Genomic DNA, 18,143 nt, shown 5'->3' with positions numbered 1-18,143 from the left:
GATTTTTCTAGAATGCATTTAATAGTTCCCTGGCTGCAAGCAGCCAGGCTACAATAAAGGATTACGTAAAAACAGGGACATAAATGATTAACCTATTTGATGCACATTTACATATTATCGATTACCAGTTTCCTTTGGTTGCCAACCAATCCTATTTACCCAATGAGTTTACGGTTATGGATTATCTTAAAATTGCAAAACCCTTGCATATTGTTGGTGGGGCAGTAGTATCAGGCTCTTTTCAAGCATTTGACCAAACGTATCTTGTTAATGCTTTGCACACTTTGGGTTCAAATTTTGTTGGGGTGACTCAATTACCTGCTTCAGTAAGTGATGAGCAAATTATTGAATTAAATCAGCAGGGGATTCGAGGAATACGATTTAATTTAAAAAGAGGTGGTTCAGAAACAATCGAACATTTAAGTGACATGGCGCATCGAGTTTATGAGATTGCACAGTGGCATGTTGAATTATATGTTGACTCTTCTGAGCTTATTGAATTAGCCGATCAATTGCTCAGTTTACCTGCTTTGTGTATCGATCATCTAGGATTATCAAAAAAAGGGCTTTCTGAATTATTTAAGCTTGTTGAACAAGGCGTCAAAGTGAAAGCATCTGGATTTGGGCGAGTTGATTTTGATGTGGCTAAGGCTTTAAAAACGATTGTTTCTATTAATCCCAATGCGTTGATGTTTGGTACTGATCTTCCATCAACACGTGCGCCACAACCTTTTAAAGAAGAAGATATTGTTCTCATTTCGGATACGTTTGATCCTGATATAACGAATAAAATTTTATTGACTAATGCGGTCGATTTTTATCGTTTGCAACTTAAGGAGATAGAAACGTAGAAATGTAGCCTGGGTGAAGGCAAAGCCGTAACCCGGGTTACGGATAAAAATTCACGCTGCTATATCCCGGGTTTCGCTGCGCTACACCCAGGCTACAACGATCACAAGCAACCTAAATTTTCGTTGAAAGATTGCATTTTGACAGTATCTACGTTTGAAAAAATTTTTTCCTTGTTCCAGTTATATTGAAGCTCGCGAAAATCGGGTTATATCATAAGCTAATAATTTAAAATAATCATAAGACATATAAAATTCGCCATAATCACCAACAGAAGTGCCCCAAGAGTTACGTAAAAATAATAACCCTGTATGCTTTACTCCATTATTATCCACCGCAACCGCATTATCATCATACCCGGTAATGACCATTTCATGAGCTGCTTCTACAGAATCAACACCTGCTATAATTTCTGGAGTTAATACCCATGTATCTTTGTATATCCAGGTCTTATATTTGGCAACTGCTCCCACAAATCCTAAATCGGTACGGGGAAGAAGCACAGCAAAGGCCAATCTGTCGCCAGCATTCAGGGCCTGCTTTACACTATTTAAATTTTTCTCAGGATTATTTCTTTGGTATACATCAGACCAGTTAACCTCCTTCCCAAAAACAGGTTCACTGAGTAATTTAAATTTTTCAGGTGCCATAAAAGATTCTGGATTATGTGCTGAGTAAGTAGGATATTGGGTCAGATCTCCGCAACCAAATTTTAACTGCTTTAACTTATTGACGATTCCATAATATTCCATTTGGGCTATTACGTAATTTGCATAACTTCCATCCCAACCACTTGGACCGTAACCATAGCTTTCCAAATAACTGCCTAGCTGTAGGTTACACAATTGACTAATATAATCACCTTTGATCATCGTGGCATCAAGCGCGGCAGTTACTGCAAATGTAGTACAGGTCCCATGTATTCCTTGATCCAATACGGGTACATTATTCATACCCAGTTTAATGTTATTGGGCATCGGTGCGCTGGGTGAGGTATAGGCAAACTGATGTTTATGTTCTAAAGCATCTTTAGCATGGTTGATCAGAAGATTTTTTGCTTCATTTGATAATTCCACGTGCATTAATTGTATGACTTTTTCATCTTTTACAGAGGTATTTTGCGACAAGCTTACATCATCTTGTTTTAAAGCCTGCTCTAACGTTCCAACAACCTTAATATCTTCGGCAAAAGCGCTCTGGATTATTAATAAAGCAAAAGCGAGCACTTTGATTAAGCCAATAGAAAATTTTTTTATATCCATAATAAGAGTTCCATAATTAAAATTTTAAGTCGAATTGTTGTGCTTTTTGATCCTTTTGTCAACAAGTCAATGGTTTTACTTTTATGAACAAGTTCGAGTTAATTACTCGGATGAAGATATCTTTATTAAGTTTTATTGAATAGTTACAATAGATTAAAAATTTTGAGGTTATAGGGACATGTCAATCATAGATAAAATCTTGGGAAAACCTCTTTCGTTAAGGTCTAGGAAGACACAAGAATTATCCATATTAACTGGAGTTCCCGCACTGGGATTAGATGCATTATCTTCAACAGCATATGGGCCGGAAGCAGCACTTGCTGTTTTGTTACCAGCCGGAATAATCGGATTAAATCATTTTTTTACTATATCCATATTAGTCGTTATTGTGCTTATGTCTTTGTATTTTTCTTACATGCAAACAACTGCCGCATATCCAAATGGAGGAGGGGCCTACATTGTTGCTAGTGATAATTTGGGCAAAAAATATGGTTTAGGTGCAGCGATTTCTCTAATACTGGATTATTTATTGAATGTTACAGTTGGTATATCAGCTGGTGTTGGTGCGATTGTGTCGGCAATTCCTGCATTGCATCCCTACACACTGACATTATGTCTTGTGATCCTGCTTATGCTCACCTTAATTAATTTGCGAGGAATTCGTGAGACAGGAACACTTCTTGTAATTCCGGTAATTATTTTTATAGTGTGCATATCAGTTACTCTGCTTATTGGATTAGGAGAGGTTTGGATTAATGGTGGACATCCACTACCTGTACATAACATAGCAAAAAGTCAAACGAATTCACTTGAAACATTGACATTTTGGATGTTGTTAACTGCTTTTGCTAATGGTTTAACCGCGATGACAGGGGTCGAAGCAGTTAGTAATGCGGTGCCTTTGTTTCGCAAGCCAACCGTACGAAATGCACAATGGACGTTGACTATAATTGTTGGCACGCTTGCGCTATTTTTAATACTCATTGGTTATCTTTGTCCCGCTTATCATATAATAGCTATGGATCAGAGCCGCCCAGGATATCAAACCATACTGTCGCAACTCGTTGAAGCGGCTACAGGGAAAGGTATTTTTTACTATATTTCGATTGCGAGTATTTTTATTGTTCTTGCCTACTCGGCACAAACCAGTTTCTCAGCTTTTCCAAGGGTATGTCGCTTCCTTGCTGAGGATAATTATTTACCTTATTTCTTTGCTGAACGTGGTAGACGTCTAGTTTTTTCAGTCGGAATTATTATTTTGGCAATTTTTTCTGCGCTAATTTTGATTGCTTTTAAAGGAATTACAAATAATCTGATTCCATTATTTGCTGTTGGTGCTTTTAGTGCCTTTCTTTTTTCTCAGATTGGCATGGTAAAGTATTGGTTACGTAAGGAAAATCAGCAATTTCGATATAAATTAATCGTCAATGCATTTGGCGCTGTAGTTACTGCAATTGCACTTGTTATTATTATCATGACAAAATTTATTGAAGGTGCCTGGATCATTGTTGTTCTTGCGCCTTCGCTAGCCTATTTAATGCATCGTATTAAACTTCACTATAAAAAAATTGCTCAGGAAATTGAAAATCCAATAAAAATAAATCTTCGTTCACTAAAACATCCTATAGTTATTATTCCAATTCATGGTTTGGATTTAATTGCAGAAAAAGCAATTCAATTTGGAATGTTACTTTCGGATGATATTACAGCAGTTTTTATTGATGCAGGGTATGAAGATGTTGAGCGGTTGCAACAGCTTTGGCATGATAAAATTGAAATCCCAGCCAAAGATGCAGCTAAAAAAACTCCCAAACTGGAAATTATTAAATCACCATATCGACGTATTTATAAACCATTATTAAATTTTGTAAGTAAAGTAAGAAAAGAGGAGAAAAATAGACTTATTGCGCTTATTATACCTGAGTTGGTAGAACCTAAGTGGTATGAGTACTTACTTCACAATATCCATGCTCCAGGATTACGTACTTTACTGTTTTTAAAGCGAGATCCCAATACGATTGTTATTACTATTCCATGGTACTTACGTGAAAAATAAGGATTTGATTGATGACACAATTTGATAAGCTATTTTATTTTATGAAAAAACCTTGGGTTATTATTGTTTATGCAATTTTTGTTATTTTAGCCTATTATTTTGTAGACAAGCCTGTAGCGACTTATTTTTATCAGTTGGCTCTTGGAACCAAGGTACCTTTTTTGGAACTATTGACTGCTTTGGGTAAATGGGTTGCTTATATCATTTTGTTTTTTATTGCGGCTTTGTATTTCCGATACATTCAAGTTAATACTGTGTATGAAGCGCGATCTTGGTATTTGTTAGGATGTGTGTTTTTAGCTAATTTGGTTTGTTTTATTTTGAAAGTTACATTAAGCCGTGCTCGTCCAGACTTGCTATTTTCAAGTAATGAATTTGGATTTTATTGGTTTAAATTAAGCGCAAACTATTGGTCTTTACCTTCAGGACATACAACAACAGTTATTAGTTTGGCTTCAGGACTTGGGGTACTTTTTTCTCGATATTTTTATGTTTTACTTGTTATTGCTCTACTCGTTGTCGCAACTCGAGTCTTGCTCTGTTTTCATTATTTGAGTGATGTGATGAGCGCATTTTATATTAGTCTGTTGGTTGTTGGCTTTTTTACTGAATATCTTAAACGGAAGAATTGGTTTAATAAAATGGATTGTACTGTTCGATAACTAGGGATCGCAAATCTCTAAGTTGACTGAGTTTTTAGCAGTATCGATCCTTAGCCAATCTAAGGAGAGGTTATGACTGTAGAGACTGAATTAAAAACTCTGGTTAGCATCTATGCCAGTTATGATGAAGAAAATAAATGTTATAAGAGTGACTTGAATACAGAGGCTCTGTTACGTCTGGATGCTGATTTTATTAAATTAATTAATAAATTGTTACTTAAAGACGGCCCAGAAAAAGTAAAAATCCGAAAAAATTATAAAAATTTATCTTTATACTTTCATCCGGACCTCATAGAAAAATTTGTTCCAGAAGTTAAATGGCTCGAAAAGAATTTATCTGAAGACCGCAATGATGGGGCTTGTTTTAAAACACTAGGCCTCTGTCATGGAAAATTAACATCTCCCCAGGATTTTAAACTGATTAAATTTGATGAAATATCATCTCGCGAAGATCTTAAAAAATGGTTAGAAAACTTAAAAAATACTTCCAGAACATTTACTGAGCGTAATTTTTATGTAAGTCTTTTAGGTTTGCTTGATCAATCAGGGGGCTATTTTGATGAGGTAGGAAAGATAAAACCGAAAGGGATACGTGCTTTAATTTCATTTCTGCCAATGGTTTTTATCAGTTTCAGTACTTTTGTTTTTGCTGAAGAGTTATTTACTGTTTATGCCCTGTATTTTGCTTTATTAAAAAGTGGACAATATATGGAGAGTAGCAATTCAAAAAAATTGCAAAAACTTGGGGGTGCTTTGCAAAAGGTTACTATGGTTTCTGCTACGGCTACTACAACGTTATTAGTATGTCTCGTCGAAATGACTTTTTGGGCATCTCGACAGTGTTATGAGATGAGTTTGCAGATAGGTTCTACTCTTTTAACCCCGTTAATTAGCTATTCTCCTGAAGTTAAATTTGATGGTGCGACTGCAGAAGAAAACTTGTGTCGCGAATTAATTCTTGCAAGTCAAAATCAAAGTGATAATTTTAAAACGCCACAACTAAAAATGATCGCAGCACCTATCGAATCATATCTCGGATTATTAGAGCAACAATTTTTTAGAAATTGGAGAGCAGGAGGAGAGAAGTATCGTGCACTAGATGCGTTTTTACTTAGATTGCGTGTGTTAGATAAAGACGAGGATTTGCTGGTTGAACAAAAAATTGCGAAAGCTCATGATGCATTAGAAATAATTAAAAAAAACTCCAATGTTTATACTAAGGGAGGAAAGACTGCTTTGGCGGTTGACCGAGCTGAGCATGTGATTAGTCTGCTAATAGATGATGTTGAGATGCAGCCTACTTTAAGTAAGGGTTAATCCTTTATAATGAAATAAATTTTAACGCCGGTAGGCTCAATTTTAGTCGTTATCCCAGCAACAATTTAGGTGTCAAATTCAGCTTAAATAGAAATACCCCCTTGAATTTGGCACAGTATCTCTGGCAAGATGCGATTGTTTTGATTATCCAGTGAGGAATTATGAAAATTCTCGTGGCAGTGAAGCGTGTAATCGATCCTTATGTCAAAATTCGGGTCAAATCGGACCATTCAGGAGTTGAAACACAAAATATTAAAATGGCAATGAATCCATTTGATGAAATTGCTGTAGAAGAAGCGTTACGGTTACGCGAAAAAAATTGGGCTACTGAAGTGATCGCAGTCAGCATTGGCGGAGATAGCTCGCAGGAAACCTTAAGGCATGCTTTGGCCTTAGGAGTAGATAGAGCGATATTGGTTCAAACCCAAGATTCATTTGAAAGCCTTAATATCGCAAAAATATTAAAAAAGATCGTCGATGATGAAAAACCAGATTTAGTATTGATGGGGAAACAAGCTATTGATGGTGATAATAATCAAACACCACAAATGTTGGCTGCCTTGTTAAATTGGTCGCAGGCTACCTATGCTTCTAAAATAGAAGCACATGCTGATCACCTTGAGGTAACCCGTGAGATTGACGGTGGACTAGAAACAATAAGCGTGCATTTGCCAGCTGTAGTGAGTACGGATCTACGCTTGAATGAACCACGATATGCCAGTCTTCCCAATATCATGAAAGCCAAAAAGAAACCTTTAGATGTTTTAGAATTAAATAGTATGGGATTGTCACTTAAAAAACATGTTGAAGTATTAAAAGTCACTGCACCTGCGGTTCGCAGTGCTGGAGTGAGGGTTGAATCAGTGACTGAGTTATTGGATAAATTACAGCATGAAGCCAAAGTGCTTTGATAAGGGGGCGAGATGAGCACTTTAGTACTTGTTGAACATGATAATCAAACATTACATCCATCTACCCGTAATGCGTTAGCTGCTGCATTGGAGTTGGGCGATAATCCGACCTTACTCGTTGTTGGATATCAGTGCAAAGCGGTAGCTGAACAAGCGGCAACTCTTGCAGGAGCACATGCTGTTTGGTGCATTGATAAACCTTGTTATGAGCATCCTTTAGCAGAGCAAGTAAGTGAGGTAGTTCTTTCTTTTGCCCATTCATTTAAAGCCATATTAGTGCCAGCGAGCACATTTGGTAAAAATATTGCTCCACGTATTGCAGCACAATTGGACGTGGCTCAAGTTTCTGATGTCAGCAAAATTATTGATAAAGATACTTTTGAACATCCGATATACGCAGGTAATGCTATAGAAACCGTGCGAGTCCTTGATCCAATAAAAGTTTTAACTATTAGATCAACCGCTTTTAATCCTATAACTACAAGTCAACCAAGTTGTTGCGTCGAACAAATCGATAAAGAATGTGTTGCAAAGAGTAGTCAATTCGTGAAACATGAATTAAGTAAATCTGAACGACCTGATTTAGGCAGCGCTAAAATTGTTGTTTCAGGTGGAAGAGGATTGCAAAGTGCCGAAAAGTTTAAGCTAATTGAAGAGTTAGCCGATGTACTTGGTGCTGCTGTAGGAGCATCCCGTGCTGCTGTAGATGCCGGATTTGTTCCTAATGATTATCAGGTGGGGCAAACCGGAAGGATAGTTGCACCAATGCTATATATTGCTGTGGGAATCTCAGGAGCTGTACAGCATTTGGCAGGGATGAAAGATTCCAAGATTATAGTAGCAATTAATAAGGATGAAGACGCCCCTATTTTTCAAATCGCTGATTATGGTTTGGTTGGTGATTTATTTGAACTTGTGCCACAGTTAATTGCACATTTAAAAAACCGTTAGAGGGAGAAAGTATGTTAGTAGGTGTTCCAAAAGAAATTAAACCTCAAGAAAATCGTGTTGGTCTTGTTCCTTCTAGTATCAGGGAAATTATAAGAGTAGGAAGCTCCGCTATAGTAGAGAAGGGCGCTGGATTGGGGATAGGTATTTCTGACGATGATTATCGGCATGCCGGAGCAGAGGTTGTTGATAGCGCAGATGAAGTGTTTTCCAGAGCGGAACTCATAGTAAAAGTAAAAGAGCCGCAACCAATCGAGTGTAAGCGTCTTCGTGAAGGCCAAACTTTATTTACCTATTTGCATTTAGCCCCAGATCCTCATCAGGCACGTATGCTTAAAGAGTCTGGAGTGACTGCTATTGCTTATGAAACAGTAACTGAAGAGGGAGGCGGTTTGCCATTATTGGCTCCAATGTCACAAGTTGCTGGACGAATGTCTATTCAGGCAGGGGCCCATTGTTTGGAGATGGCTCAAGGCGGTAGTGGTATTTTATTAGGCGGTGTTCCTGGAGTGGCTGCGGCAAACGTAGTAGTTATTGGCGGCGGTGTAGTCGGTACGAATGCAGTGCGCATGGCTATGGGAATGGAAGCACGTGTTACAGTGCTTGATCGTTCTTTACAACGTTTAAATGAGTTAGATTTCCAATTTGGTTCTAAGCTCAATACTGTCTATTCTACAGCTGATTCTATAGAAAAATATGTGGCAAGTGCTGATTTGGTGATTGGTGCGGTATTGGTTCCTGGTGCAGCTGCTCCAAAATTAATGACTCGTGCCATGCTTAAATCAATGCGACCTGGTTCGGTATTAGTGGATGTAGCCATTGACCAAGGTGGATGTTTTGAAACAAGCCGTCCCACAACACATCAAGAACCAACGTATGTTGTTGATAACGTAGTTCATTATTGTGTTGCGAATATGCCAGGTGCAGTTCCAAGAACATCAACTTTTGCGTTGAATAATGCAACCTTACCTTTTGTGTTAAGCATTGTAACCAAAGGCGTGAAGTTAGCATTATTAAATGATAAGCATTTACTCAATGGCTTAAATGTTCATCAAGGTAAAATTACTTTTGATGCAGTTGCCCGTGATTTAGGCTATGAGTATACACCTGCAGCGATAGCATTGGCTGGTCGATAAACAGACCTATTGTTGTCTCAATTTACTCTATAAATGTAGCCTGGGTGAAGCGTAGCGGAACCCGGGTTTGCTGAATGAGTGAATAATTCCCCAAATCCTGGGTTCCGCTACGCTTCACCCAGGCTACACGAATTGATTAAAACAAACTGTCTTCGCCAGTTGGAAGTTGTTGTTGATCATTACTCGCATTATAGACAGGAGTTGGATCTTCTTCTGCAGGAACTTCTTTATTTCGAAAATACTCAATCACCCCATTTGCCTGATTGGGACGAGCTAATAAGCCACTATTAGGATCAATGCGAACAGCGACTACATTCTCAGGCTGTTTCATCTCACTTTCAGGTTTTCCTTTCAGAGCAACTTTCATAAAGTCTATCCATAAAGGCAGAGCAAGCCCTGCTGCATATTCATGTAAGGATTTTGGATTATCAAAACCAATCCAGGTTGTTACAACAAGATCGGAATTAAATCCAGCAAACCAGGCATCTACCTGATCATTGGTTGTACCGGTTTTACCTGCTATATCTTGACGATTGAGCACTCGAGCCGCACGCGCGGTGCCATGCTGAATCACATCTTTTAATGCGGTATTCATTAAAAAGGTAATGTCTTCTGGAATGACGCGAGGTGCTAGCGTTGAATGCTCCACATTAGTTTTGCAATTATTGCAAACAATAGTCGGTTTGGCTTGTAACAAAATTTTACCATCTGTATCCGTAATATGATCGATAAGATAAGGTTCAACTTTATAACCACCGTTTGCGAAAATAGCATATGCAGCAGTAAGATCCATAGGACTAACAGACAAACTACCTAAAGCCAGGGATAACCCTTTGGGAAGGGTTTTCTTATTAAAGCCAAATCGAGTTAGGAAATCGATGGTGTAATTGATGCCTATGTCATCAAGAATACGTATAGAAACCAAATTTTTAGATTGTACTAAAGCTTGTTTCAAACGTGTTGGCCCATTGAATTTCAGATTCACATTATGAGGACGCCATAGGTTTGGTTGGCTTGGGTCATCAACAACAATTGGCGCATCATTAATCAATGTTGCCAAAGTATAACCGTTATTTAATGCAGCGGCATAGACAAAAGGTTTAAAGCTGGATCCTGGTTGTCTACTTGATTGAGTAGCACGGTTAAATTTGCTTTTTTGGAAATTAAATCCACCAACAAGAACTTCTATTGCACCATTTTGGGGATTAAGTGCTACCATCGCTGACTCAGCTTCAGGAATTTGTGCTAATTCCCAATGGTCTTTGGTTGAATGAACATAAATAATATCTCCGACAGCAACAATTTGCATGGCTTTGGATGGAGATTTTCCTACCCAACCATTTTTAAGTGCAGGTCTGGCCCAAGACATACCACTCCAGGGGATAAGTATCGTTCGACCACTTTGTAAGGTAGCTGTTGCTTCTTTTTCCTGAACTTCAGTAACAACAGCAGGAATAAGGTGATTTAGTTCCGGATATTTCTCTAAATTCTTTTGAATTGAATGCAACGATTTGCTGTCATTTTCTCCAATGGTGGCAACAGGTCCTCGATAGCCATGTCTATGGTCATAAGCTATTAAATTCTTTTCAACTACATCATTGGCTGTATTTTGTAATTTTCCGTCAATCGTTGTGTAAACCTTGTAGCCTTTAGTATATGCATCCGGGCCGAAATTGTCGTATAAGGATTGACGAATCATTTCAGCAACATAAGGCGCTTTTACTTCAATATGAGTGCCATGATACCTGGCAGTGATGGGTTGATTGATCGCATTTTGATACTGTTCTTCATTAATGTAATGCTCCTCCAATAAGCGCTCTAACACGTGGTCGCGGCGTTTTTTTGCAGCAAGTGGATTTGCGATGGGGTTTTGTGTTGAAGGGGCTTGGGGTAGACCAGCAATCATTGCTAATTCTGACAGATTTAATTCTTTGAGGGGTTTGCCAAAATATACCATTGCTGCGGCACCAACCCCATAAGCACGATTACCTAAATAGATTCTATTAAGATAGAGTTCGAGAATCTTTTCTTTACTTAATTCTCTATCTATTTTTATGGCAAGCATAATCTCATTAAATTTGCGTAAGAAGGTTTTTTTGCGGCTTAAGAAAAAATTACGTGCCACTTGCATGGTAATTGTACTGCCACCTTGGGATTTGGTTCCTGTTTTCACCATGCGAACTGCAGCACGGCCAAGGCCCATAATATCGACACCAGGATGTTCAAAAAAGCGTTGATCTTCAGTGGCAATCAAAGCATGAATCAGCATAGGTGGTATTTCATCATAAGTGACAGGAATTCGTTTTTTTTCACCATATTCTTGAATAAGCAAACCCTCTTTACTGAAAATTTGTAAAGGCACTTGCAGTTGCACTGTTTTTAGCGAATCTACGTTAGGTAGTTGGCTTTCAAGGTAGAGGTATAAAAAACTACCCGCTACGATTAAAATAAAAGACAGGCTCATCAGCGCCCATAGACCTTTACGCCAGAAGTATGCCATTTTCATAGAGTCATGTGTTCTTAATAATAAAATTTGGCAGATATTATACAGCGATTCTCTATAAGATTGCGAGTTTTGTGCAAAAAAGAGGGTAATTTATGCTGATTTATTAGTGCTTCATCGGATTTTTAGGAGAAAATCCAATGAAACACAGTAAAAAATGAACTTAAAGAAAAGAGCAATCTGCTCTATATCTTATTCTATATTGAACTTCGAAGATTCCTCTTTAGGAGTAGTCGTTGTCTGAGAAGATTGAAGTGAATGTTGAAAAAACCGAGGGGCTCCTGTCGTTCCTCTGTTTTGGTTAAGCATTAGTCCGGCAAGACCTGAGTAAGGGAAAAGATAAGGGGGCCGAATTCTTAAAGATAAGACCTCTTCTTGGGCTTTTTGCAGTTCTGCTTTAGTTTTTTCTAATTCTTTTTGTAATTCATCAATCGTAAGTAGTGACGATTTATCTTTTTCTAATGATTCTAATTGTGGCTTCGGAGCTTCCTTTATTCTCTCCAAGTCACTACGTAATTCATCCATAGCAAGTTGATGTGCTTTATCTTTTTCTAGTAATTCCAATTTATGCGCAGAGTCCAATTCCGATTTTTGTGCTTCTAAAAGGGACAATTTCTGCTTTTCGAATTCTGACTCTTTAGCCTCATTTTTTAATTTTTCACTTTGAAGCGATAGCTGGGTTTGATGTTCTATACAAATATTTCCAGCAATTTCTTTGAGTTCAGAATTAGAGTCCTCTGTAGTCATATGAAGTACAAACAGAACTTCATCGATGAGTAATTGACCTGAATTACAATATTTGCCACCTACATATCGAGTATTTAGTAAACCAGATAACTCCTTCAATTTACTACCTTTGGAGCTGTTTTCTGTAGCTGGATGCATCATGCCGTTTTTTAAATTTAATAATTGTCGAAAGTCAATGAATAACTGAGTTAATTGTTCTTGGAATGTTTGTAGCTCTTTGGGCTCAAATGGGGTTTTTCTGTCCAGCTGTTCTTTTAGGAATCGTATTTCATTTAAAATGAACAAAAGGTATTGTTCTCGAACATGATAACCCTTTGTGCATGCAGCGATCTTTCCTTCTAGGAATGGAAAATAATCGGTTTTTGTATCTTGAATTATTTCTATTGCGCGGTCGTGAGATTTTTTTCTGAGCACTGAGGGTTCAACTGCAACAACAAGCTTTTCTTTTATGTCTTGGCTGTCGTGATAACGAACGATAACTGTTGCGAGTGAATAAATTAATTCTTCTAATCTAGTCATGCAAATCTCCTTTTAAAGCATAAATGTGAATTTCCCTTACAAGTTGGTCTTTCACTATATTAAATGTTTTTGAGGAGCGCAAGTTGTTATGATGAAATGGTGAAAATAGCAAAATCTAATCATTTAAATAGGTTAACGAAGCAGAAAACATTGTAATTTTTTAAGAGCTTACGTTAACATCAATAAATGGTACTAGAGGAGTATTTATTGAATGCATGGAAGATTCAAGGGAATAAGAGACATGCTCAAATTGTTTCAGCCCAAACATCGTTCAATTCTCGGAATAGACATTACATCAACATCGGTTAAAGTATTGGAAATTTCAGGCCAAGAGGGTGCGCTCGTGGTGGAAAACTATGGCCGCGAAGTATTACCCTCGAATGCCATGGATGGAAACACAATTAAGGATATCGATGTTGTTTCCCGTTGTATTAAAAAAGTAATTGATCGATTGCATACAACATGTAAGCAGGCTGCTTTAGCTGTTCCTGATGCTGCAATCATTAACAAAGTAATCCAAATCAATGAGGGTTTAAATGATGAGGAGATGGAAGAGCTGATTGTTACTGAGGCTGATAAATACATTCCTTATCCAATAGATGAAATCAACCTTGATTTTGAAATTTTAGGTCATTCTGAAAAAAATCCGCATATGTTAGATGTACTTATTGTTGCATCACGAGCGGAAAATGTGAATCAACGTGTTGAGACTGCAGCTCGAGCTGGCTTAGATGCAATGGTGATTGACGTAGAATCTTATGCAGTGGAACGAGCGGCACAACAGCTTGCTAAAGATTTACCTGCAGCTGGACAAGGTAAAACAATTGCTATCATTGATATTGGTGCAAGTTATACACATTTATTTGTGTTACAGGAAATGAAATTAGTGTACTCCAGAGAAGAAAAATTTGGAGGTAAACAATTAATCGAGTCAATCGCTGAACATTATAAAATGACTTTGGAACAAGCGACACTTGCTAAAGACAACGGAGAATTACCTGAAGATTATGAAAAAGAAGTTTTAGATCCTTTTAAAGAGGATATATTGTTGCAAATCAAGCGTACCTTGCAGTTTTTTTATTCTACAAGTCAGGACGGAGAGGTAGATCATATTCTTCTGTCTGGAGGATCAGCCAAACTGCCTGGTCTGGTTTCGCTGGTTCAAGAGCGCTTGGGAATGAGTACCACAATAGCTAACCCATTTGCGTATATGACTCCGGGTAAAATGGTGCACTTGGACTCTATAAATAATGATGCTCCAGCACTAATGGTAGCTTGTGGCCTAGCATTAAGGAATATTAAGTGAGGCTATATGACTCAGATTAACCTTCTTCCTTGGCGAGAATTAAAACGGGAGCAGGAAAAAAAACTGTTTACGACCATGCTACTTGTATGTGTTGTTGCTGCTGCCTTTATCGTATTTTTAATTAACTCTTATGCCTCGGGTTTAGTGAGTAATCAAATTACGCGAAATCAAATGCTTCAAAAAGAAATTAATAGTATGGATGCGCAATTACAAGAAATAAAAAAATTGGAAAAAGCTAGAGAAATGCTTATTTCCAGGATGTCTGTAGTTCAGCATTTACAATCCACTCGAACATTAATGGTTCATTTATTTGATGATCTAATTAATGTTACGCCATCTGGAATTTATCTTATTCAGGTCGAAGGCAAAAATGATATCATCTCCGTCATAGGGTATACCGAATCAAATACATTTGTTTCTATTTTAATGAGAAACATAGAGAATAATGATTGGCTTCATACTCCAGTCCTAGGTGAAATCAAGAGAGAAGAGAACGATAAGGATAAGGACAAAGAGAAACAGCAATCTACTGAAAATGAATTTAAATTGACTTTTGTACTTGCTCCACAATTTCAGATTGGGATTATACTATGAGCAGCATTAACCTGAATGAATTAACTCTGGAAAATTTGGGGCAATGGCCAGTAGCGGTCAAAATATGTGTTCTTTTAGGCGTTAGTCTTTTAATTATTGCTTTAGGATATTGGTTGATCATACAGGATAATTTTTCACAGTATAATAAATTGAAAGGCCAAGAAGAGACGTTAAAAACAGATTTTGAAAACAAGCAACGGCAATTGTATAATTTACCTGCCTATCGTGAACAACTACAGGTTATGAATGAGCGTTTTGTATTAATGCTTAAACAACTTCCTGAAAAAAATGAGATGCCTGGGTTGTTGGAAGAAATTTCTAAAACAGGAGTGGCATCAGGCTTAAAGTTTGAGTTATTTGCCCCTCAACCAGAAGTAATGCATGATTTTTATGTTGAATTGCCTATAAAAATTTCAGTGGTAGGGACTTATTTCCAATTGGCGATGTTTATAAGTCGAGTAGCTGAAATGAATCGTATTGTAACGTTACATGATTTTAATATTGAAGGGGTGTCTTCCAAGGATCATAAAGTAGTCTCGGAAGATGAATTGGAAATGAGCATTACTGCTAAAATATATCGATATCGCACACAATGATGAGCCGAAAACAAAGGATTGATTATATACTCAAGTATCTTGGGTGTATTTGTTCATTGTCTTTATTACTGGTTGCTTGCTCCAGTGATAATGATGATTTGAGGCGATATATTTATGAAGTGAAGCAGAGAAAAACACGAGAGATTGAGCCCATCCCTTCATTTTCACCTTTACCTACTTTTAAATTTCCGGATAATGGTAACAGACGTAATCCATTTAAGCCTACAGAGCAAAAAAAACAGGAAGTTGATGTGAACGCTCCAGATAAAAATAGGCCTAAAGAGCCTTTAGAAGCTTACCCATTGGATGCATTAAAATTCGTAGGTACTTTAAGGCAAGAAAATGAAATGTGGGCATTGATTAAATTACCTAGCTCGGATATTACTCACGTTCGAATAGGTAATTATATGGGGCAGAATTATGGCCGTATTGTGTCGATTAAAAATGATTCAATTCAATTAATAGAAACAACACAAACCTCAGGAAAGTGGGAAAAACACAGAACCACGATTGAATTATATACTGGGAAGTAGGAGCAAAAGTGCGGAGAATAGCTGCTTTTTTCATTTTAATTGGTATGAGCATGATGGCTTTTGCTCAAAATAATCCACTTGTATCTGTAAAGGTAATTCCTTTACCAGAGGAAAAGTTGCGTATAGATTTCGAATTTGCGAAACCTCTTAAGCAACAACCCGCAAGTTTTGTGACCCAAAAGCCAGCACGCATAGTGCTTGATTTTATTGACTCCACTCTTCAACTGCCTCCTGAACAAAAAACGAAAAAAATTAAAATAGGTTCTCTTAATACTTATACTATTGTGGCAGTGGGATCACGTGTTAGGGCTATATTGGATTTAAATTATCCCGTACCTTATGTAGGTTCAATCTCTGGAAAAGTTTATACGCTAATCTTGAATGGCAAAAGTAATGAGTTATTTCAACCCCCTAAAGAACTTTTAATCACGCATCGATCAGTCAAAACAAGTTACGAAATTAATCATTTTGATTTTCGGGGAATTGAGCGACAAGGTGGTCGGGCAATCGTTAATGTTTCCAGTACCAGTGTTCCAATAGAAGTTGAAGAGCGAGGCGAAGAAATTCTAGTTAAATTTTTAAATACTAAAATTCCTCAGAACCTAAGGAAACGTTTTGATGTTTCAGATTTCCGCAGTCCTGTGCAAATCGTTACTTTTCAGCAAGCAGGTAAAAACGCGCACATGATCTTGTCAAACAAAGGGAGTTTTGGCCAATACGTTTATCAAATTAATAAACAATTCATGATTGATGTATTTCCTTTAACTCCAGAAGAGGCACAGCAGGCCAAATTGAAAAAGAAGGTTTTTTCTGGAAGAAGAATTTCTTTGAATTTTCAAAATATCAGCATACGCGCTGTCTTACAGTTATTGGCTGATTTTACAGGAATTAATATTGTAGTAAGCGATAAAGTTCAAGGGAATATAACTCTTAGGCTAAATAGTATTCCATGGGACCAAGCTTTGGACATTATTTTGACCACGCAAGGCCTAGCGAAACGTCAGACAGGTAATGTGATATTAATCGATTATAAATCTGCTTTTGATAAAATGGAGGCAGAAGAGCTTAAGAGTCAACATCTTATTCAAAAACTTGAACCGGTACGTTCTGAACTCATTCAGATTAATTATGCCAAAGCTACCGATCTTGCGATTTTAATTAAAGACAAACAAAATTCACTTTTATCTGAGAAAGGTAAAATAAGTGTTGATACACGAACAAATACCATCTGGATTCAAGATAGTGGTACCAAAATCGACGAAGTCAGGGATTTGATTAAACAATTGGATGTACCTGTCAAACAAGTGCTTATTGAAGCACGTATAGTCGAAGTCACTAAAGATTTTGCACAAGACCTGGGAATACGTTGGGGTGTTTCCAAGCCGCCCCATTTAAGCGGTACATTGGCTGGAGCCAACCAAATGGAGCAAGGGGTTACTCCTCCAAACGTCGTACCTTTTACAGATAGATTAAACCTTGATTTAGTTGCTGCTCCTGTGACGGGAGCAACCCCGGCCTCTATTGGTATTGCATTGGCTCAACTTGGCGATAATATTTTACTTGATCTTGAGCTGTCTGCTCTTGAAAGTGAGGGGCTTGCTGAATTGATATCCAGCCCTAGACTCATCACCGCAAATCAACAACCTGCAGTAATTGATTCAGGACAGGAGATTCCCTATCAGGAGGCTACTTCAAGCGGTGCGACTGCTGTAGCTTTCAAAAAAGCAGTATTAAGTTTAAAAGTCATACCACAAATTACTCCTGATAATAAAATACTTATGGAGTTAAAGATTAATCAGGATACTGCCTCACCTCAACTATTTAACGGTGTGCCTGCGATCCTAACCAAGGAAATTCAGACAAATGTTCTTGTAAGCAACGGACAAACTATAGTTCTTGGAGGTATTTACCAGCAAGACAAGAGTAAGACAATTACTAGAGTACCTTTTTTTGGGCAGCTGCCAGTAGTTGGGAATTTATTTAAAAACACACAAATTTCCCTTAAAAATGATGAGTTACTTATTTTTATTACACCCAAAATAATAACGAACTCATTGTCAATTACGACAATTGAAGGTAGAAAGCCGATTCGTTTTGATGAAAAATAAGGTTTATCAGCAAATTAGGTAATAATTAATTTTTATTAACCTCGTCGTACTGCGCCTTATGCGCAGTATCCAAAACGGTGTTTTGGGTATTCCTGA

The 18,143-nt window shown here is 37.5% G+C and carries 15 protein-coding genes; 12 read left to right on the top strand and 3 right to left on the bottom strand.

The features are described 5' to 3' along the window. Positions 1 to 83: 83 nt before the first annotated feature. Positions 84 to 851, top strand: coding sequence for an amidohydrolase family protein (locus Lstg_RS05060; protein ID WP_058476578.1), 768 nt, complete (start codon positions 84 to 86; stop codon positions 849 to 851). 180 nt (positions 852 to 1,031) lie between these two features. Here the strand turns inward: Lstg_RS05060 and Lstg_RS05055 are convergent, their stop codons facing one another. Beyond that, the gene (locus Lstg_RS05055) at positions 1,032 to 2,111 is read right to left on the bottom strand and encodes a C1 family peptidase (protein WP_058476577.1); all 1,080 of its coding nucleotides are present in this window, start codon (positions 2,109 to 2,111) and stop codon (positions 1,032 to 1,034) included. 178 nt (positions 2,112 to 2,289) lie between these two features. Between Lstg_RS05055 and Lstg_RS05050 the strand changes: the two genes are divergently transcribed. From Lstg_RS05050 to ald, 6 genes are all read left to right on the top strand, one after another. Then, on the top strand, positions 2,290 to 4,167 hold the full coding sequence (locus tag Lstg_RS05050) for an APC family permease (protein WP_058476576.1): 1,878 nt from the start codon (positions 2,290 to 2,292) through the stop codon (positions 4,165 to 4,167). Between the two features lie 11 nt (positions 4,168 to 4,178). Then, entirely contained in the window at positions 4,179 to 4,829 is a 651-nt protein-coding gene (locus tag Lstg_RS05045) for a phosphatase PAP2 family protein (protein WP_058476575.1), read from the top strand. Between the two features lie 72 nt (positions 4,830 to 4,901). Then, positions 4,902 to 6,146 (top strand): hypothetical protein, encoded by a 1,245-nt coding sequence (locus Lstg_RS05040; protein ID WP_058476574.1) that lies wholly within the window; start codon positions 4,902 to 4,904, stop codon positions 6,144 to 6,146. Between the two features lie 161 nt (positions 6,147 to 6,307). After that, positions 6,308 to 7,057: an electron transfer flavoprotein subunit beta/FixA family protein gene (locus Lstg_RS05035; RefSeq protein ID WP_058476573.1), complete on the top strand. Its 750-nt coding sequence runs from the start codon at positions 6,308 to 6,310 to the stop codon at positions 7,055 to 7,057. A gap of 12 nt (positions 7,058 to 7,069) precedes the next feature. After that, positions 7,070 to 8,008: an electron transfer flavoprotein subunit alpha/FixB family protein gene (locus tag Lstg_RS05030; protein ID WP_058476572.1), complete on the top strand. Its 939-nt coding sequence runs from the start codon at positions 7,070 to 7,072 to the stop codon at positions 8,006 to 8,008. 11 nt (positions 8,009 to 8,019) lie between these two features. Beyond that, positions 8,020 to 9,141 carry an alanine dehydrogenase gene (gene ald, locus Lstg_RS05025; protein WP_058476571.1) on the top strand — a complete coding sequence of 374 codons (1,122 nt, stop codon included), beginning with the start codon at positions 8,020 to 8,022 and terminating at the stop codon, positions 9,139 to 9,141. A 136-nt stretch (positions 9,142 to 9,277) separates the two neighbouring features. Here ald and Lstg_RS05020 read toward each other — a convergent pair whose 3' ends face one another. Together Lstg_RS05020 and Lstg_RS05015 are read right to left on the bottom strand one after the other, a co-directional pair. Next, entirely contained in the window at positions 9,278 to 11,647 is a 2,370-nt protein-coding gene (locus tag Lstg_RS05020) for a penicillin-binding protein 1A (RefSeq protein ID WP_058476570.1), read from the bottom strand. Positions 11,648 to 11,836: 189 nt separating this feature from the next. Beyond that, positions 11,837 to 12,910: a hypothetical protein gene (locus Lstg_RS05015; protein ID WP_058476569.1), complete on the bottom strand. Its 1,074-nt coding sequence runs from the start codon at positions 12,908 to 12,910 to the stop codon at positions 11,837 to 11,839. A 241-nt stretch (positions 12,911 to 13,151) separates the two neighbouring features. Between Lstg_RS05015 and Lstg_RS05010 the strand changes: the two genes are divergently transcribed. The 5 genes from Lstg_RS05010 to Lstg_RS04990 are packed head-to-tail and all read left to right on the top strand — an operon-like array spanning position 13,152 to position 18,047. Beyond that, positions 13,152 to 14,216: a pilus assembly protein PilM gene (locus tag Lstg_RS05010; protein ID WP_058476568.1), complete on the top strand. Its 1,065-nt coding sequence runs from the start codon at positions 13,152 to 13,154 to the stop codon at positions 14,214 to 14,216. Between the two features lie 6 nt (positions 14,217 to 14,222). Beyond that, the gene (locus Lstg_RS05005) at positions 14,223 to 14,810 is read left to right on the top strand and encodes a PilN domain-containing protein (protein ID WP_058476567.1); all 588 of its coding nucleotides are present in this window, start codon (positions 14,223 to 14,225) and stop codon (positions 14,808 to 14,810) included. Continuing rightward, complete coding sequence (locus Lstg_RS05000) at positions 14,807 to 15,406, top strand: type IV pilus inner membrane component PilO (protein WP_058476566.1); 600 nt, start codon at positions 14,807 to 14,809, stop codon at positions 15,404 to 15,406. The genes Lstg_RS05005 and Lstg_RS05000 overlap by 4 nt, the downstream gene beginning before the upstream one ends. Then, positions 15,403 to 15,939 carry a pilus assembly protein PilP gene (locus tag Lstg_RS04995; RefSeq protein ID WP_058476565.1) on the top strand — a complete coding sequence of 179 codons (537 nt, stop codon included), beginning with the start codon at positions 15,403 to 15,405 and terminating at the stop codon, positions 15,937 to 15,939. Before Lstg_RS05000 ends, Lstg_RS04995 begins: the two co-directional genes overlap by 4 nt. Before the next feature lie 8 nt (positions 15,940 to 15,947). After that, a complete protein-coding gene (locus tag Lstg_RS04990) occupies positions 15,948 to 18,047 on the top strand; it encodes a type IV pilus secretin PilQ (RefSeq protein WP_058476564.1) in 2,100 nt (699 codons plus the stop codon). The last annotated feature ends 96 nt before the right edge of the window (positions 18,048 to 18,143 follow it).

The organism is Legionella steigerwaltii, from assembly GCF_001468065.1.
Lineage (GTDB): Bacteria > Pseudomonadota > Gammaproteobacteria > Legionellales > Legionellaceae > Legionella > Legionella steigerwaltii.
The sequence above is the reverse complement of the archived record's forward strand: the minus strand, read 5'-3'. Positions and strand labels throughout refer to the sequence as shown.

Bases quoted from the DNA above. Each gene is read 5' to 3' on its own strand.
- Lstg_RS05060 (WP_058476578.1), top strand. From the start codon at position 84: ATGATTAACCTATTTGATGCACATTTACATATTATCGATTACCAGTTT.
- Lstg_RS05055 (WP_058476577.1), bottom strand. From the start codon at position 2,111: ATGGATATAAAAAAATTTTCTATTGGCTTAATCAAAGTGCTCGCTTTT.
- Lstg_RS05050 (WP_058476576.1), top strand. From the start codon at position 2,290: ATGTCAATCATAGATAAAATCTTGGGAAAACCTCTTTCGTTAAGGTCT.
- Lstg_RS05045 (WP_058476575.1), top strand. From the start codon at position 4,179: ATGACACAATTTGATAAGCTATTTTATTTTATGAAAAAACCTTGGGTT.
- Lstg_RS05040 (WP_058476574.1), top strand. From the start codon at position 4,902: ATGACTGTAGAGACTGAATTAAAAACTCTGGTTAGCATCTATGCCAGT.
- Lstg_RS05035 (WP_058476573.1), top strand. From the start codon at position 6,308: ATGAAAATTCTCGTGGCAGTGAAGCGTGTAATCGATCCTTATGTCAAA.
- Lstg_RS05030 (WP_058476572.1), top strand. From the start codon at position 7,070: ATGAGCACTTTAGTACTTGTTGAACATGATAATCAAACATTACATCCA.
- ald (WP_058476571.1), top strand. From the start codon at position 8,020: ATGTTAGTAGGTGTTCCAAAAGAAATTAAACCTCAAGAAAATCGTGTT.
- Lstg_RS05020 (WP_058476570.1), bottom strand. From the start codon at position 11,647: ATGAAAATGGCATACTTCTGGCGTAAAGGTCTATGGGCGCTGATGAGC.
- Lstg_RS05015 (WP_058476569.1), bottom strand. From the start codon at position 12,910: ATGACTAGATTAGAAGAATTAATTTATTCACTCGCAACAGTTATCGTT.
- Lstg_RS05010 (WP_058476568.1), top strand. From the start codon at position 13,152: ATGCTCAAATTGTTTCAGCCCAAACATCGTTCAATTCTCGGAATAGAC.
- Lstg_RS05005 (WP_058476567.1), top strand. From the start codon at position 14,223: ATGACTCAGATTAACCTTCTTCCTTGGCGAGAATTAAAACGGGAGCAG.
- Lstg_RS05000 (WP_058476566.1), top strand. From the start codon at position 14,807: ATGAGCAGCATTAACCTGAATGAATTAACTCTGGAAAATTTGGGGCAA.
- Lstg_RS04995 (WP_058476565.1), top strand. From the start codon at position 15,403: ATGATGAGCCGAAAACAAAGGATTGATTATATACTCAAGTATCTTGGG.